Source organism: Arthrobacter pascens (assembly GCF_017052465.1).
GTDB classification, from domain to species: Bacteria; Actinomycetota; Actinomycetes; order Actinomycetales; family Micrococcaceae; genus Arthrobacter; species Arthrobacter pascens.
This window is the reverse complement of sequence record NZ_JAFHKT010000145.1, coordinates 189,547-206,757: the sequence shown is the minus strand read 5'-3', so window position 1 is coordinate 206,757 and position 17,211 is coordinate 189,547. Positions and strand designations below refer to the sequence as shown.

Annotated in this window: 15 protein-coding genes; 12 read left to right on the top strand and 3 right to left on the bottom strand. The window is 64.9% G+C overall.

The window, feature by feature from the left end; genetic code table 11:
* Positions 1-94 precede the first annotated feature (94 nt).
* Both JYA52_RS15360 and JYA52_RS15355 read left to right on the top strand, forming a co-directional pair.
* Complete coding sequence (locus JYA52_RS15360) at positions 95-1,243, top strand: class I SAM-dependent methyltransferase (RefSeq protein ID WP_372433867.1); 1,149 nt, start codon at positions 95-97, stop codon at positions 1,241-1,243.
* 174 nt (positions 1,244-1,417) lie between these two features.
* The gene (locus tag JYA52_RS15355) at positions 1,418-2,620 is read left to right on the top strand and encodes an ROK family transcriptional regulator (RefSeq protein ID WP_205654027.1); all 1,203 of its coding nucleotides are present in this window, start codon (positions 1,418-1,420) and stop codon (positions 2,618-2,620) included.
* Positions 2,621-2,666: 46 nt separating this feature from the next.
* Here the strand turns inward: JYA52_RS15355 and JYA52_RS15350 are convergent, their stop codons facing one another.
* Positions 2,667-2,870, bottom strand: a complete 204-nt coding sequence (locus JYA52_RS15350; protein ID WP_205654026.1) for a hypothetical protein — start codon at positions 2,868-2,870, stop codon at positions 2,667-2,669.
* Positions 2,871-3,275: 405 nt separating this feature from the next.
* On the opposite strand from JYA52_RS15350, the gene JYA52_RS15345 reads away from it, so the two are divergent.
* Positions 3,276-4,241, top strand: coding sequence for a methylenetetrahydrofolate reductase (locus JYA52_RS15345; protein ID WP_205654025.1), 966 nt, complete (start codon positions 3,276-3,278; stop codon positions 4,239-4,241).
* A gap of 52 nt (positions 4,242-4,293) precedes the next feature.
* Positions 4,294-6,624 carry a 5-methyltetrahydropteroyltriglutamate--homocysteine S-methyltransferase gene (gene metE / locus JYA52_RS15340; RefSeq protein ID WP_205654024.1) on the top strand — a complete coding sequence of 777 codons (2,331 nt, stop codon included), beginning with the start codon at positions 4,294-4,296 and terminating at the stop codon, positions 6,622-6,624.
* A gap of 146 nt (positions 6,625-6,770) precedes the next feature.
* On the opposite strand, the gene JYA52_RS15335 is transcribed toward metE, so the two are convergent.
* Complete coding sequence (locus JYA52_RS15335; protein ID WP_205654023.1) at positions 6,771-7,277, bottom strand: DUF2004 domain-containing protein; 507 nt, start codon at positions 7,275-7,277, stop codon at positions 6,771-6,773.
* Between the two features lie 45 nt (positions 7,278-7,322).
* Positions 7,323-8,240: a LysR family transcriptional regulator gene (locus JYA52_RS15330; protein ID WP_205654022.1), complete on the bottom strand. Its 918-nt coding sequence runs from the start codon at positions 8,238-8,240 to the stop codon at positions 7,323-7,325.
* Between the two features lie 114 nt (positions 8,241-8,354).
* Between JYA52_RS15330 and JYA52_RS15325 the strand changes: the two genes are divergently transcribed.
* The 8 genes from JYA52_RS15325 to nrdF all read left to right on the top strand — a co-directional run bounded on the left by JYA52_RS15325 (position 8,355) and on the right by nrdF (position 17,046).
* Positions 8,355-9,713, top strand: a complete 1,359-nt coding sequence (locus tag JYA52_RS15325; RefSeq protein WP_205654021.1) for an NAD(P)/FAD-dependent oxidoreductase — start codon at positions 8,355-8,357, stop codon at positions 9,711-9,713.
* A complete protein-coding gene (locus JYA52_RS15320; RefSeq protein ID WP_205654020.1) occupies positions 9,710-10,435 on the top strand; it encodes a DUF1365 domain-containing protein in 726 nt (241 codons plus the stop codon). The genes JYA52_RS15325 and JYA52_RS15320 overlap by 4 nt, the downstream gene beginning before the upstream one ends.
* Positions 10,432-11,757 carry an SAM-dependent methyltransferase gene (locus tag JYA52_RS15315; RefSeq protein ID WP_205654019.1) on the top strand — a complete coding sequence of 442 codons (1,326 nt, stop codon included), beginning with the start codon at positions 10,432-10,434 and terminating at the stop codon, positions 11,755-11,757. The genes JYA52_RS15320 and JYA52_RS15315 overlap by 4 nt, the downstream gene beginning before the upstream one ends.
* A 463-nt stretch (positions 11,758-12,220) precedes the next feature.
* The gene (nrdH, locus tag JYA52_RS15310) at positions 12,221-12,466 is read left to right on the top strand and encodes a glutaredoxin-like protein NrdH (protein ID WP_056625338.1); all 246 of its coding nucleotides are present in this window, start codon (positions 12,221-12,223) and stop codon (positions 12,464-12,466) included.
* Between the two features lie 141 nt (positions 12,467-12,607).
* Complete coding sequence (gene nrdI / locus JYA52_RS15305; RefSeq protein WP_205654106.1) at positions 12,608-13,066, top strand: class Ib ribonucleoside-diphosphate reductase assembly flavoprotein NrdI; 459 nt, start codon at positions 12,608-12,610, stop codon at positions 13,064-13,066.
* A gap of 26 nt (positions 13,067-13,092) precedes the next feature.
* On the top strand, positions 13,093-15,249 hold the full coding sequence (nrdE, locus tag JYA52_RS15300) for a class 1b ribonucleoside-diphosphate reductase subunit alpha (protein ID WP_205654018.1): 2,157 nt from the start codon (positions 13,093-13,095) through the stop codon (positions 15,247-15,249).
* A gap of 37 nt (positions 15,250-15,286) precedes the next feature.
* Positions 15,287-16,075: an NUMOD3 domain-containing DNA-binding protein gene (locus JYA52_RS15295; protein WP_205654017.1), complete on the top strand. Its 789-nt coding sequence runs from the start codon at positions 15,287-15,289 to the stop codon at positions 16,073-16,075.
* A complete protein-coding gene (gene nrdF, locus JYA52_RS15290; RefSeq protein ID WP_205654016.1) occupies positions 16,072-17,046 on the top strand; it encodes a class 1b ribonucleoside-diphosphate reductase subunit beta in 975 nt (324 codons plus the stop codon). Before JYA52_RS15295 ends, nrdF begins: the two co-directional genes overlap by 4 nt.
* The last annotated feature ends 165 nt before the right edge of the window (positions 17,047-17,211 follow it).

Here is a 17,211-nt window from a genome sequence, read left to right as displayed (position 1 = left end):
CTAGAACAAGCAAAGGGCCGTCCCGCGGGGCGGTCCTTTGCGTTATGCAAATTATGGGCACAGGCAAGCAGCAACGAACAGGCGGCAGCGGCACGTGACGGAGAACGGTTTTGGGCAGGTCCTGGGCATGCTCCGGAGATACCCGGATGTCGAGGCAGCGAACCTGCAGGCATGGGATGCCACTGACACGCTGCTGCTGGACATGGCCGCTGACCTACTGACGCCGGAGAGCGACGTAGTTGTCATCGGCGACCGCTACGGGGCGATCACGCTCGCCCTGCTCTCGGATGTACCGTCCCGGGTGCCCGCCCGGATCCGTGTGCACCAGGATCTCATTACGGGGGAGCGGGCCCTCCGGAACAACGCGAGAACCCTCGGCGTTGCCGCCGGCTTTGAGCAGTTGCCCCTGGGCGAAGCCCTTTTGGGCGGCGCGGACCTCGTGCTGCTGCAGCTTCCCAAGACCCTTGCCGAGCTCGAGGAAATCAGCGCCGCCGTGGCGCGGTACGCGTCCGCCGGGACGGTGGTGCTGGCCGGTGGCCGCGTGAAGCATATGTCCTTGGGCATGAACGCCGTGCTGGGGCGCTACTTTGAATCCGTCCAGCCGCAGCTGGCGCGGCAGAAATCCCGCGTCCTCGTGGCCTCACGGGCCCGGCCGGCGCAGCCGCAGCCGCCGTATCCCGTGACGGAGCACAACTCCGAACTTGATCTCGACATCTGTGCCCACGGGGCCGTCTTCGCCGGTACCAAGCTGGATATCGGAACGCGCTTCCTGCTGCGGTTCCTCCCGGACATGCCCGAGGCTGCCACGGCCGTGGACCTGGGCTGCGGCACCGGGATCCTGGCGGCCATGTACGCCCGCGCCCATCCGGCGTCGGCAGTCATCGCCACTGACCAGTCAGCGGCCGCCGCGGCCTCCGCAGCAGCCACGGCCAAGGCCAACGGCCTGGACGGTCAGGTTTCGGTGCTGCAGGACGATGCCATGGCTTCCCTCCCGGCCGGCAGCGCCGACCTCATCCTGCTGAACCCGCCCTTCCACCTTGGTGCGAGCGTGCACGCCGGCGCCGGCATCAAAATGTTCGAGGCCGCCGCCCGCGTCCTGGCCCCGGGCGGCGAGCTCTGGACCGTCTTCAACAGCCATTTGCGGTACGTTCCGACGCTCGAAAGACTCGTCGGCCCCACACGCATCAAGGGCCGTAACCCGAAATTCACGGTGGCTGTGAGCGTCAAGCGGCGGGCCGGCTAGGCCCCCGCCGGAGGCTCCGGCCGCCGCACTCCCGTATTCGCGCGTGGGACATACCCGTATACCAGCAGGTAACGTACGATTCAGACATCGATAGTGGCCCACCGACGATGCTTAGGGGATTCATTGACCGAGATCCGCCAGCCCTCACCTAGGCGCGGAACAAACCTGCCCCGCATGGGTGACTTCAACCTGACCGTCATCCTGGACGCGATCCGGCGCTCGTCCGGAGGCCTGAGCCGCGTCGAACTCGCGCAGATCGTTGGCCTGTCCCCGCAGACCATCTCAAACATCTCCCGCCGCCTGCTGGACCAGAACCTCATCGTCGAAGCGGGAAAGGAGGGGAGTGGGCCGGGAAAACCGCGAACCATTCTCCGCCTCAACCCGTCGGGAATGTACGCAGTCGGTGTGCACCTGGACCCCGCCGTCGCAACGTTTGTGCTGCTGGACCTCGTAGGTGCCGTGGTCCAGCACTCGCAAATCAAAACCCCAGCCGACGGCGACCCGGACGCCGTGATAGCCGCCATCGCCGGAGAGATCGAGCAGCTGATCCAGGCATCCGGTGTGGAGCAGGGCAAGATAGCCGGCCTGGGCGTGGCCGCGCCGGGGCCGATCGACCACGACCAGGGAACGGTGGTGGAGCCGCCGCTGCTGAATGGCTGGGACCGTGTTCCGCTCCGTGACGCCCTGGCGGACGCCACGGGCATGTCAGTCCTCATGGACAAGGACGTCACCAGCGCCGCCGTCGCGGAAACCTGGGCAGGCGGCGCCAGCGGCACCGGCAGCTTTGTCTTCATGTACATGGGCACCGGCATTGGCTGCGGCATCGTGCTCAACGACGAGGTGGTGCGCGGCGCGTCCGGCAACGCCGGTGAAATCGGCCATATCATCGTTGACCCCGACGGCCCGCCCTGTGACTGCGGCCTGCGGGGCTGCGTCAAGTCCTCGTGCATCCCGCAGGTCCTCGTGGCGCAAGCCCAGGCAGCCGGGGTCCTGGACGAAGCAGCTCCGCTGTCCGGCGGACCTGCCGTGCAGGACGGGTTTGCCCGGCTGTGCGAAGCGGCCGACGCCGGTAACAGCGCAGCGGCCGCGATCATCGACAAATCCGCGGTGCTGGTGGCGCGCGCCGCGGCCGTGGTGGCCAACACGCTCGACGTCGACCGTGTCGTATTCGGCGGACCGTTCTGGGCTCCGCTGTCCAAGCGCTACCTGGACCGGATCCCTGAACTGATCAGGCAAAACAGCGACGCCGGCAACATCCACGCGATCGAAGTGGTGGGAACCGGAGTGGGCGAAGACGTGGGCGCCGTGGGTGCTGCCTGCCTCGTCCTGGAACACACGCTGGCGCCCCGCGCGCAGCGCCTATTGCTTGAGGGATGAGGCTGCCGGCGTGATGAAGCCCGGCGCCTGTTGCCGGAAGAATCAGTCAGTCGATGTCTTCGATGATCGTTCCGTAGGGAATGGTGTCATCAAGGTGTGCCTGATGGCCGGTTGCGCCGGTGTTGTAGACAACTCGGACGCCGTGCCGCTGGTCAGCTGCTGACTGCATCAGCACCGGCCGCACGGTGTCAACAACGTGCTGGTCCTGTCTGGCAAGATATTCCTGGTAGCTGGCTGGTAGCTGGATCATGGCAAAAGAATAGACCCCTTCCAGCGCCAAAGGGAGGGCTTCCAAGGGGCGGCCGGCGAAGAATATTCTGTGCCGGGCTGTCAAGGGGCCGTAAGAATGCGTCTTAATTCGATTCCCAACTTGAACGGGCCCCGCACGGCTCCTAGAGTTCTATACAAGTTACCGAGGTAACGTGTCAGCGATCCTCCGCTGCGGATGTGCCGCCATGCGGCCGCCAAGGAGGGTGTGGGTGCCCCCATGTGGGCCTGACATTTGCTCACGGACTGCTTCTATTCAGGCGTAACAGTCGCGGCTGCGTCCTGCCGAAGTGGGTTTCGTGTTCCCCAAACTCAATTCATTGACCGCAAACTGCACGGGCCACGCCACGGCAGTCAAGCCTTCAATGGCCCATAGCCAAGGACGCAAATGTCACCACCAAGCCTTATAGACACACATCCAAATCTCTCCGACACCGCACCGGTGGCGCTCTCCTATGAGCTGTTCCCGCCGCGTTCGCCTGCTGCGGCCGAGACCCTGTGGACCACCATCCGGGAACTGGAAGCCACCGATCCCGACTACGTGTCGGTCACCTACGGTGCCAGCGGCTCCAACCGGAACACCGCCGTCGAACTCATCAACCGCCTGGTGCTGGAGACCACCCTCCGCCCGCTGGCCCACCTGACGTGCGTTGGCAACACACCGACGGAGCTCGCGGAAATCATCGGCGAACTGCTCGACGCCGGCGTCCGCGGCATCCTAGCCCTCCGCGGCGACCTGCCCAAGGACAGCGGCGAACCGGTCAGCGGGTCTCTGCGCTACGCCCAGGACCTCATTGAGCTCATCCGCCGGGTGGAGCAGCGGCGCTCGGCCCTGCTGTGCGCCGGAAAGGTTGCCGTTGGTGTGGCGGCCTATCCGACGCGGCACCCGGAATCGCCCAGCGAGGCCCACGACGTCGAGGTGCTGCTCGCTAAGCAGCGGTCAGGTGCCGACTTCGCGATCACCCAGGTGTTCTTCCACACCGACCAGTATGCGGACCTCCTCACCAGGGCGCGCCGCGCCGGCGTGACCATCCCGATCATCCCCGGCGTCATGCCGCTCACCAGCCTGCGGAGGCTCAAGCGCCTCGGCGAGCTGACCGGCGTCGAACCCGCACCCGAGCTCATCGAGCGGCTCGCGGCGGCGGATACCGACGCCGAACGGCTCCATATCGGCGTCAGCGCAACGGTGGACCTGGCCAACGCGGCCCTGGACGCCGGAGCGCCCGGACTCCACATTTACACGTTCAACGAGCACCAGAGCGCGCTGGAGGTGCTGGACAAGCTGTCACTTGCCCGGCCGGCCCGCTCGTCCAGCCGCCTGAACGCGCTCGCCCGCCGCCAGCTCGCCAGCTGACCGCATTCCTCCCCGAGACCTTCACACTTTCCCAACCTTCAAGGAAACTCACATGACTGAACAGAACACCGCGTTCCCGTCCGCCTCAATCCTGGGCTACCCCCGCATCGGCCGCCGCCGCGAACTGAAGAAGGCCATCGAAGCCTACTGGGCCGGCAAGATCGACGCCGCCGCCCTCGATGCGGCTGCCAAGGAAATCCAGCTGGGCACCGCGAAGCGCCTGCAGGGCCTGGGCCTGACCGAAGCTGCCGCCGTTCCGGGCACGTTCTCCTTCTACGACCAGGTGCTCGACGCCGCCGCCCACGTCGGCGCCGTGCCGGCCCGTTTCGGCAACCTCCTCAACGCCGAGGGACAGCTGGACATCGACGGCTACTTCACCCTGGCCCGCGGCAACAAGGAACAGCAGCCGCTGGAAATGACCAAGTGGTTCGACACCAACTACCACTACCTCGTGCCGGAGATCGGCCCGGAGACCAACTTCGCGCTGACCTCCAACCGCATCGTTGAAGAATTCGAATACGCCCTCGCCAACGGCGTGGAAACCCGCCCGTACATCGTGGGCCCGGTCACCTTCCTGCTGCTGAGCAAGGCTTCCGACGACGCCCCCGCCGGCTTCAGCCCGCTGTCCCGCCTCGAGGACGTCCTCCCGGTCTACACCGCCCTGCTCGAGAAGCTGGCCGCCGCCGGCGCCAGCTGGGTCCAGCTCGACGAGCCGGCCCTTGTGGTTGACCAGGACACCTCCGCCGAGGAGATCCAGGCAGCCGTTGCCCGCTCCTACGAGGTGCTCTCGGCTGCTGCCCAGCGCCCGCAGCTGTTCGTCTCCACGCCCTACGGCGCGCTGAACGGCCAGCTCGGCACCCTCGCCGCCACCAACATCGACGCCCTGCACATCGACGTCTTCAAGGGCGCCGTTCCCTCCGCAGCCGCCCTGGCCGCACTGGGCACCAAGACCCTGGTTGCCGGCGTCGTTGACGGCCACAACATCTGGCGCAACGATCTTGCCGCTTCGGCGGACAAGATCGCCGAGCTGAAGAAGTCCGTCGCCAAGCTGGCCGTCAGCACCTCCACCTCCACCCAGCACGTCCCGCACGATGTCGAGGAAGAGGCGCAGCTGTCCGAGCAGCTCCGCAGCTGGCTGGCCTTCGCCGACCAGAAGGCCGTCGAGGTCGTCACCCTGGCCGGCCTGCTGACCGACGCCGCCGCCGTGCAGCCGGCCATCGACGAAGCCACCCGCATCATCGCGTCCCGCGCCGCCGCCGAGGGCGTGCAGCGCGCCGACGTCCGGGCCCGCACCGCGGCCCTGACCTCCGCCGACTTCAACCGCTCCGAGTACTCGGTCCGCGAAGCCGCCCAGGAAGAGGCCCTGCACCTGCCGCCGCTGCCCACCACCACCATCGGCTCCTTCCCGCAGACCTCCGAAATCCGTTCGGCCCGTGCCCGCAACAACAAGGGCGACCTCACCAACGAGCAGTACGAGCAGCTCATGAAGGACGAGATCAAGCGCGTTGTGGAGCTGCAGGAAGAGCTCGGCTACGACGTCCTGGTTCACGGCGAGCCCGAGCGCAACGACATGGTCCAGTACTTCGCCGAGAACCTGGAAGGCTTCGACGTCACGGTCCACGGCTGGGTCCAGTCCTACGGCTCACGCTGCACCCGTCCGTCCATCCTGTGGGGCGACGTCACCCGCAGCGCCCCCATCACGGTGGCCTGGGCCGAGTACGCCCAGTCCCTGACCAGCAAGCCGATGAAGGGCATGCTCACCGGTCCGGTCACCATCCTGGCCTGGTCCTTCGTCCGCGATGACCAGCCGCTGGGCGAGACCGCCAACCAGGTCGGCCTGGCCCTGCGCGACGAAATCGCCGACCTCGAAGCCGCCGGCATCAAGGTTATCCAGGTGGACGAGCCCGCACTGCGCGAGCTGCTTCCCCTGCGCAAGGCTGATCAGCCCGCCTACCTGGAGTGGTCCGTGAACTCGTTCCGCCTGGCCACCGCCGGTGCCGCCGACGCGACCCAGATCCACACGCACCTGTGCTACTCCGAGTTCGGCGTGATCATCGACGCCATCGACGGACTGGACGCGGACGTGACCTCCATCGAGGCCGCCCGCTCCCGCATGGAGGTTGTCCACGACCTCGAGTCCCACGGCTTCGGCCGCGGTGTGGGCCCGGGCGTCTACGACATCCACTCGCCGCGCGTTCCGGGCGAGCAGGAAGTCACCGAGCTGCTCAGCACCGCCGTCAAGCACGTCCCGTCCCGCCAGCTCTGGGTCAACCCGGACTGCGGCCTGAAGACCCGCGGCTACGCCGAGACCGAAGAGTCCCTGCGCAACCTCGTCGCGGCCACCAAGACGGTTCGCGCAGAGCTGCTGGAAGGCGCAAAATAAGAATGTAGCCGCAGATCGAGCTTGAGACGCCGACGGCGGGCGGTCACTTTGGGTGACCGCCCGCCGTCGGCGTTTAATCATCGATTGCTGAGTAACAGCCCTTTTGCGTCCTCATAAGGGCTGTTACTCAGCAATCGACGGGAACTTCAGGACTCCCAGAGGATCTCGTCGTCCACGACGCCGTCCTCATCCGCCGAGGCGACCAGGACCTCGTCGGTGAAGTGGGATCCGAGGGTGAAATCGAGGACGAAGTAGCGCTCGGGCTGGCCGGGGAAAATGCCGACATGACCGAGCTTCAGGGCCTTCAGGAACACCGCGTTGGTGAGCTGGCTCTTGTCCGTGACGCCGAAGACCTTCTGCAGGTGCTCGTCCTTGATGGCGTTGCAGTGGAAGCGGAGGTACTCCTGCGGGCTGGTGCCTTCCTGCTCCAGCTCCTCGGCGATCATCTCGCGGACCTCGTCTACGAGCTCCGGAAGGTAGCGCAAGCGGTAGTCCACCTTGTGCATGGCCGCCTCATCGAAATGGTCATGCGCGCTGATGACCAGGTCCAGCTCAAGGCGTTGGCCAGCCAGCTCATGCTCGGTGGCGATGTTACGGTCCCGGCCGTGGTTGAGCTCGATTACTCCGAAGTGCTGGCTCGCTACCTTGGTCATATCTTCAACATAGACCCGAAAAGCGGCTCATTCCAGCATCGGCGATTATTTATCTGAAGACCCCAGGCTGCCGAGCGTGTCCGCCAGCAGGTCAACAAAGAGCTGTACGCGGGCGGTCTTCTTCTCGTTGATCAGCAGCGCAAAGACGTTCCGGGCCAGCCTGATCTCCGGAACGTCCAGCACCACGACGCCGGCCGGACGGTGCCGCAAGGCCAGCTCGGGCACCAGTGCAGCGCCCAGCCCCGCGGCGGCCATCTCCAAACTGGCGTGAAAGTCGTCGCTGTAGGCCACCACGCGGGGATGCAGGTTGCAGCTGGCAAAAAGCCGCTCGATCACCGTGGCGTCGGACGTGCCGGGATGGTGCATGATCCACGGCATGTCCGACAGGTGGTCCGCGGCCACCTTCGCCTCGGTGCGGAAGCCCCAGCCGCTGGGCAGGACCACGCGGAAATTGTCGTCGCCGATCCACTGCCGGTTGATTGTGTGCGGCCAGGCGAGTCCTGACTGCCCCACCTGGTACACCAGGGCCACGTCCACATCCCCGCCGGAGCGGAGACCCTGGATTGTCTGTGCCGGCTCGGCCACCGAAACCCGCAGGTCAATGCCCAGGCCCTTCCAGGCCGGGTTCTTCAGAATCCGCGGCAGGACATACGTGGCGAGGCTGGGAAAGATGCCGAGCCGCAGCTCCTGGCTCGTGGCGTCCTGGGTCTTCGACGCGGCGGCCATCAGGGCCTCGATGTCCGTCAGCACTTTCGCCGCATGGCGGGCCATCACCACCGCGGCGTCAGTGGGCACCACACTCCGCGCCGACCGCTGGAACAGGTGGACACCCGTGTCACGTTCCAGCGCCGACATCTGCTGGGACACGGCGGAGGCGGTGTAGCCGAGCCGGCTCGCCGCGGCCGCAAACGACCCTAGCCTGGTCACTTCCAGCAGGGTCCTGAGATGTACGGGATTGACCACCAGCCCACAGTACTCCGGCTGCTCACAGGCAGGAAAAACGACTGTACCCATCCGGGCTCCCCGCGGTTCCGAATAGCCCGTGAGTATTCAGTCAATGGAGTAGAGGAGCAAAGAATGTCACCGAGCCCAGCGGGGACAGGAGACGGACAGCGGCGCGTCGCCGTCGTCGGCAGCGGAGTGGCGGGCCTGACCGCTGCCCACATTCTCAGCCGGCGCGACCACGTGACACTGTTCGAGGCCGACGCCAGGCCCGGAGGCCATGCCCACACGCACGACGTCCCGCAGGCGAATGGGTCGCTGGCGGTCGACACCGGATTCATCGTGCACAACGACCGCACGTACCCCAACCTCATCAGGCTGTTCGGCGAACTCGGCGTCGAAACGCAGGACTCGGACATGACCATGAGCATCCGGTGCGACGGCTGCGGGCTGGAATACGCCGGGGCCAAAGGTGCCGCCGGCGTCTTTGCCCGCCCGGCCAGCCTCCTGCGGCCGCGGTACCTGCGGATGCTGGCCGAAATCCTGCGGTTCTGGCGCAGGGCCCGGGCGCTGCTGGCGGCCGGCCCGGAGGCCGGCGGGGAAGAAACCCTGGGGGCATTCCTGGAGCGGGAAAAGTTCAGCGGCTACTTCACGGCACATTTCATGGCTCCGGTGGTCAGCGCCGTATGGTCCTGCGACCCGACAACCGCCCTGTCGTATCCCGCGCGCTACCTCTTTGCCTTCCTGGACCACCACGGCATGCTCGGCATCAAGGGCTCCCCGCAGTGGAAGACGGTGAAAGGAGGATCCCGGAGCTACGTTGACCGCGTGGTCGGCGGCCTGCAGGAGGTCCGTCTCAATAGTCCCGTGCTGGCCGTGCGGCGCACGGCCCTCGGGGTCAAAATCACGACGGCGGCCGGCACCGAAGAGTTCGACGCCGCCGTCATCGCCGCCCACCCGCGCGAGGCGCTGGCCATGATCGCCGATCCCACGCCGGACGAAACCCGAGTGTTGGGCGCCATGCCGTACACCGTTAACCACATCAAATTCCACCGCGATCCCGCCGTGCTGCCGCGGACCGCGTCGGCCCGGGCCTCCTGGAACTACCGGCTGCCATCCTGCGGGGCCCGCCCGGACCACGTGCTGGTCAGCTACGACCTCACGCGTCTCCAGCGCCTCCGCCCCGGGGACGGCGGCAGCTACATCGTCAGCCTCGGCGAATCCGAGCTCATCGACGCCGGAACCGTGCTGCAGGACCTCGTCTACGAGCACCCCCAGTACACGCCGGAGTCCGTCGCAGCCCAGGCCCGGTTGGGAGAGCTCGGTGATTCCCGGCTCGCCTTCGCCGGCGCCTACCACGGCTGGGGTTTCCACGAGGACGGAGCAGCCTCGGGTGTCCGGGCGGCAGCACGGCTGGGCCGGGAGTGGGAAGCGCCCGTTGACAGGCACCGGTCAGTGGAAGCAGCGGAGCAGCCGGCGGAGCTTGTGCCATGACGGCGGCGATCTACCGCACCAGCATCCGCCACGTGCGGCGTGATCCGCTGGCTAACGCCTTCACCTACCGCAGCTACAGCTGGTACGTGGACCTCGACGATCTGCCCCGGCTGCCGTGGTGGCTGCGGCCCCTCGCCGCCTTTCACGCGAAGGACCACCTGGGCGATCCCACAGCCAGCATCCGGGCAAACGTGGACCGCTTCCTCGCCGTCAACGGGCTGGAGCCCGACGGCGGGAAGGTCACCATGCTGGCGAACGCGAGGGTGCTTGGCCAGGTCTTCAACCCCATCAGCCTGTTTTGGTGCCACGGCGCAGACGGCTGCCTGCGCGCGGTCATTGCCGAAGTGCACAACACCTACGGTGAGCGGCACTGCTACCTGCTGCTTACCGATGACGCCGGACGTGCCCGGACCGACAAGGAATTTTATGTGTCCCCCTTCAACGAGGTGGACGGCAGCTACCGGCTGACGTTGCCTGAACCCGACGGCCGGCTGGCCGTCGCGGTGGTGCTCGAGCGGGCCGGGCGGAAGCCCTTCACGGCCACCATGACGGGGGTCCGCAGCTCCGTGACGCCGCGCAGCATCGTCGCCGCGGCGCTCGCCGTTCCGTTGGCGCCGCTCCGCCTTGTCCTGCAGATCCATTGGCAAGGAATCAGACTCTGGGCCCGCGGACTGCCCATCATCAACCGCCCCCACCACCCATCGCAGGAGGCAGTCTCATGACGCTCACAGACCCCACGTACCAGGGAAGCGCATCCGGTCCGCTCCGGGTCCCGCCGGCTCCCGCAGCCATAGACGCCGAGGTGTGGCCCGGCGTCGCCCGTCCGCCCGCCGGAGCGAAGGCTGCACTGGCCGGCAAGGCCGCAGGTGCCCTGTTCCGGGGTGCCGCCCGGCGGCTGCCGCTGCGGGTTGAGTACCCCAATGGGTCCGTGCTGGGAACCGGGGACGCCGGCGCGCCGGTGATGACCATGGTGAGACCGGACGACTTCGACGTCCGCATCGGTGACAACGGCCTGATCGGGCTGGGGGAGTCGTACATGGCGGGGGACTGGGAGGCGTCCGACCTGGCCGGCGTGCTTGAGGTCTTCGCCTCCTCGGTGGACACGCTGATCCCCGTGCCGCTGCAGAAGCTGCGCGGCCTGTACCTGCCCCGGGCGCCGCGGCAGGAGCGGAACACCGAGCAGAACACGCGGGACAACATCTCGCGGCACTACGACCTGTCCAACGAGCTGTTCGCCACCTTCCTGGACGCCACCATGAGCTACTCCTCGGGGCTGTTCCCGCCGGACGCCGGACCGCTGCCGGACGTCGGCTGGGAGGCCCTGGCGGCGGCGCAGCAGGCCAAGATCGACAGGCTGCTGGACAAGGCGGGCGTGGGGGAGGGGACCCGGTTGCTGGAGATCGGCACGGGCTGGGGCGAGCTGGCTTTGCGTGCGGCTGCCCGCGGCGCCACCGTCTACACGGTCACGCTGTCCAGCGAGCAGCAGGCGCTGGCACGGCAGCGCATCGAGGAAGCCGGCTACTCGGGCCAGGTCACGGTGGCCCTGCAGGACTACCGAGCCGTGGAAGGTGAGTACGACGCCGTCGTCTCCGTCGAAATGATCGAGGCGGTGGGTTACGAATACTGGCCCGTCTACTTCCAGACGATCGACAGGGTGCTGGCGCCCGGCGGCAAGGTGGCCATCCAGGCCATCACCATGCCGCATGGGCGGATGCTCGCCACGCGGAATGCCTACACCTGGGTGCACAAGTACATCTTCCCCGGAGGTTTCCTCCCTTCAGTGCGGGCCATCGAAAATGTCACCGAGCAGCACACCACGCTCCGCGTCCGGGAACGGCGGGGCATGGGCGATCACTACGCGGCGACGCTGCGGCTTTGGGAGGAACGGTTCCTTCAGCGGGCCGGCGAGGTGCGGGCGCTCGGATTCGACGAGGTCTTCCAGCGGATGTGGCTGTTCTACCTCTGCTACTCCCGGGCCGGTTTCCAGTCCGGCTACCTCGATGTGCAGCAGATCGTGCTGGACCGCCGGGAGGCGCAGCTCTAGCCGCGTTTCCTTAATCACAAATGGGGTTCCGAGGCATGCTTCGGGACCCCATTTTCGTGTCCAGGGACACGTCGGCCGGGCCGCCGGAGGGGCTGCGACACGCCGTCTTCCGCACGACACGCTGGGGTTTAAATGTGGCTAACTACTCCACAGGGTGTGGATTTCGTCCGTGAAAAAGCCGGAAATCCGGACATTTTGGGGACCCTCGCCTGTGGATTAAAAGTGCATTAAATGACATACTTGTAATACATCATCTAGGGGTTCCACAGAGTCCCCTGCACTACATGTAGTATCGACATACAGATTGAGCGGGAGACCGGCGAAGCCAGTACCGGGCAGTAAGGTTCTGGGCGGACAGCAGTTCCAGGCCGGGTCTCCACCGCATCGGTGAAATTTTAGACGTAGAGACTTCAGAGTCTTCAGGAGTACAGAAGCAGTGACTTCAACAAAGGGGACAGGGACCATGACCGTTACGGTTTACACGAAGCCGGCCTGTGTTCAGTGCAACGCAACCTACCGCGCACTGGACAAGAAAGGCATCACCTACCAGAGCGTCGACATCTCCCAGGACGCTGACGCCCTTGAGCGCCTGAAGTCACTGGGGTACATGCAGGCTCCGGTTGTCGTCACGGACCAGGACCACTGGTCCGGTTTCCGTCCGGACAAGATCGAAGAGCTGGCGCTGAGCGCCGCTGCTTCAGTGGCCTAGGCTTCGTCAGCCCGGGGGCCCGCAACCAAGGCCCGAATGCCGTTTCCGGCAGATGAATCCCAACTAGGTGAGGTGACTCCCATGGCCGCGCCGGCTCTTGCCGATGCGCCGGTTGCAGCACAGGCTGACAACACGACGCCGATGGACCGGGCACCCGAGGACAGGGCGCCGGAGAACCGGACGCACAGTCACCTCATCTATTTTTCTTCGACCTCGGAGAACACCAGGCGCTTTATTGACAAGCTGGGCGCGGATGCCGCGCGGATACCGCTGTATCCGAAGGATCAGCCGCTCACTGCCTCCGAGCCGTACGTGCTGGTGGTGCCGACGTACGGCGGAACAGGCGGCGAGGGCTCCGTGCCCAAGCAGGTCATCCGGTTCCTGAACAACCCGCAGAACCGTCGGCTGCTGAGAGGCGTCATCGGGGCCGGGAACACGAACTTCGGGGACAACTACTGCATGGCGGGGGACATCATCGCCGCAAAGTGCGGGGTTCCCCATCTATACCGTTTCGAACTCATGGGGACGCCGGAAGACGTCGACCGTGTACAAAAAGGATTGGAAGAGTTTTGGACACGACTGTCGCAGACACAGAAGTAACCAGGCCCGAAGGAAGGGACAAGCCCATGGAAACGGCTGTTGAGAAGCAGGAGAAGCCGGCACTGCCTGCCGCGTACAAGGGCCTGGGCTACCACGAGCTGAACGCCATGCTGAACCTGTACGGTCCCAACGGCGAGATCCAGTTCGAGGCCGACCGCGAGGCGGCGCACCAGTACTTCCTGCAGCACGTGAACAACAACACGGTCTTCTTCCATGACCTCGAGGAGAAGCTCGACTACCTGGTGAAGAACCAGTACTACGAGCGCGAGACCCTCGACCAGTACACGATGAACTTCATCCGTGAGCTCTTCAACCGCGCGTACAAGAAGAAGTTCCGCTTCGAGACCTTCCTGGGCGCCTTCAAGTTCTACACGTCCTACACGCTGAAGACGTTTGACGGCAAGCGCTTCCTGGAGCGCTACGAGGACCGCGTCTGCATGGTCGCCCTGCACCTGGCCCGCGGCAACGAGCAGCTGGCGCTGCAGATGGTGGACGAGATCATCGAGGGCCGCTTCCAGCCGGCCACCCCCACGTTCCTGAACGCCGGCAAGAAGCAGCGCGGCGAGCTGGTCTCCTGCTTCCTGCTCCGCATCGAAGACAACATGGAGTCGATCGGCCGTTCCATCAACTCCGCGCTGCAGCTGTCCAAGCGCGGCGGCGGCGTGGCGTTCGCGCTGACCAACATCCGCGAGGTTGGCGCGCCGATCAAGCAGATCGAGAACCAGTCCTCCGGCGTCATCCCCGTGATGAAGCTCCTCGAGGACAGCTTCTCCTACGCCAACCAGCTCGGTGCCCGCCAGGGTGCCGGTGCCGTGTACCTCCACGCCCACCACCCGGACATCTACCGGTTCCTGGACACCAAGCGGGAGAACGCGGACGAGAAGGTCCGCATCAAGACCCTCTCCCTCGGCGTCGTGATCCCGGATATCACCTTCGAGCTGGCCAAGAAGGACGAGGACATGTACCTGTTCTCGCCGTACGACGTCGAACGCGTCTACGGGATGCCGTTCTCCGACGTCTCGGTCACCGAGAAGTACTACGAGATGGTGGACGATTCCCGGATCAAGAAGACCAAGATCAAGGCGCGCGAGTTCTTCCAGACCCTCGCCGAGATCCAGTTCGAATCCGGCTACCCGTACATCATGTTCGAGGACACCGTGAACCGGGCCAACCCGATTGACGGCAAGATCATCATGTCCAACCTGTGCTCCGAGATCCTCCAGGTTTCGCAGCCCACCACGTACCATGACGACCTGTCCTACGACGAGACCGGCAAGGACATTTCCTGCAACCTGGGTTCGCTGAACATCGCGAAGACCATGGACTCGCCGGACTTCGGCCTGACCATCGAGACGGCCATCCGCTCGCTCTCGGCTGTTTCGGATATGTCCAACATCACCTCGGTGCCGTCCATCGCCCGCGGCAACGACCAGTCGCACGCGATTGGCCTCGGCCAGATGAACCTGCACGGCTACCTGGCCCGCGAGCGGGTCCACTACGGGTCCGAAGAGGGCTTGGACTTCACCAACATCTACTTCTACTCGGTGGTGTACCACGCGGTCCGTGCCTCCAACCTGCTGGCCATCGAGACGGGCCAGACGTTCGGCGGCTTCGAGAAGTCCAAATATGCCTCGGGCGAGTTCTTCGACAAGTACACGGAGCAGGAGTGGGTGCCGGAGACCGAGAAGGTCAGGGAGCTGTTCAAGAACGTCCACATCCCCACGCAGGATGACTGGCGCGAGCTGAAGGCTTCCGTCATGGAGCACGGCATCTACAACCAGAACCTGCAGGCTGTTCCGCCGACCGGCTCGATCTCCTACATCAACAATTCCACCTCCTCGATCCACCCGGTGGCGTCCAAGATCGAGATCCGCAAGGAAGGCAAGCTCGGCCGCGTCTACTACCCGGCGCCGTACCTGACGAACGACAACCTGGAGTACTACCAGGACGCGTACGAGATTGGCTACGAGAAGGTCATCGACACCTACGCCGCCGCCACGCAGCACGTGGACCAGGGCCTGTCCCTGACGCTGTTCTTCAAGGACACCGCCACCACGCGCGACATCAACCGGGCCCAGATCTACGCCTGGAAGAAGGGCATCAAGACCATCTACTACATCCGTCTCCGCCAGCTCGCGCTGGAAGGGACCGAGGTGGAGGGCTGCGTCAGCTGTGCCCTATGACAACTGAAATCGGTTGAGTCTTATTAGGAGTTAGAGGATGGAAACGACGACGGCGGGCGGCTTGGTTTACGGCATCCGGCTTCGGCGGGAGGTCGAGTACCGCTATGTCGGTATCACCACCAAGACAGCCAGTCGTCGTTTCCATCAGCATCTCCGCGTCGCCGCCGAAGGCCGCAAGACACCGTTCTACGACTGGCTCCGGAAGCACGACCCTTCGGATGTCATTGCTGACGAGCTGGACTGGATTGAAGGCTTGCCCGAGCTGGGGCAGGCTGAGATGGACTGGATCAGCTACCTGCGGCGCGAAGGTGACCGGCTCCTGAATCTTTCAGATGGTGGACTCGGACCGACCGGGGTGGTGTGGACCGAGGAGATGCGCGAGGCTGCTCGGATCCGCTCCACTGGCCGCAAAATTGCTAGGCAGTCCGGGCCGGGGGCGCCCTTCTACGGCATGAACCACAGCCCGGAGCAGCGAGAAAAATGGTCGCGAGAACGCAAAGGCACGATTTCTGGTCCTGACAATCCCAACTACGGCAAGTTCGGTCCGGAGCATCCCAGTTATGGCCGCGTGCTGAGCGAGGAATCCCGGGCGGCGCCCTCAGAAGCCAGAAAGGGTGCAGGCAATCCAAACTTCGGGAAGAAGGCCAGCGCCGAAACCCGTGCGAAAATGTCAGCTGTGCGAAAAGGCGTCCCAAAGCCGTCCAGCCAGCGCAGTGCACACACCAGACATCACACCAACAAGGGCATTGAGAAAGCCGACTGCAAGTACTGCGTCGAGGACTCAGCCAAACCAAGTCTCTCTTCAGAAAGCGAGTCGGAGTCATGACCGAAAAAGTAAAGCTTCTCAGCCATGTTGAGGCGATCAACTGGAACCGGATCCAGGACGATAAGGACGTTGAGGTCTGGAACCGGCTCGTGAACAATTTCTGGCTGCCGGAAAAGGTGCCGCTGTCTAACGATGTGCAGTCCTGGGCCACGCTTACCCATGATGAGCAGCAGCTCACCATGCGCGTGTTCACCGGCCTGACCCTGCTGGACACCATCCAGGGCACCGTCGGCGCCGTCTCGTTGATCCCGGACGCGCTCACCCCGCATGAAGAAGCCGTTTACACGAACATCGCATTCATGGAGTCCGTGCACGCCAAGAGCTACTCGTCCATCTTCTCCACGCTGGCCTCCACCAAGGAGATCGACGAGGCGTTCCGCTGGTCCACCGAGAACGCGAACCTTCAGAAGAAGGCCCAGATCGTCATGGACTACTACCAGGGCGACGATCCCCTGAAGCGCAAGGTGGCCTCCACGCTGCTGGAGAGCTTCCTGTTCTACTCCGGCTTCTACCTGCCGATGTACTGGTCCTCGCGGGCGAAGCTGACGAACACGGCTGACCTGATCCGCCTGATCATCCGCGACGAGGCTGTGCACGGCTACTACATCGGCTACAAGTTCCAGAAGGGCCTGGAGGGCCTGTCCGAGGAGCGCAAGCAGGAGATCAAGGACTACACGTTCGAGCTGCTCTTTGAGCTGTACGAGAACGAAGTCCAGTACACGCACGACCTGTACGACTCCGTCGGCCTGGCCGAGGACGTCAAGAAGTTCCTGCACTACAACGCCAACAAGGCCCTGATGAACCTGGGCTACGAAGCCATGTTCCCGGCTTCCGTCACCGACGTGAACCCGGCAATCCTGTCGGCCCTGTCCCCGAACGCGGACGAGAACCACGACTTCTTCTCGGGGTCCGGCTCGTCGTATGTGATTGGCAAGGCTGTTAACACCGAGGATGAGGACTGGGACTTCTAGGCCTCCTCCTGTGAGTATGGCCAGGACCCCCATGCGTTCGCATGGGGGTCCTGCTGTGTTGTGAGTCCCGGCTAGCGTCCAGGTGGCTTTCAATCGACCCCTAGGGCATGGAATGCTCTGTCGAAACGAAGAGTGCATCCTTTTCTTGGGCGTCCCGGCGCCTCC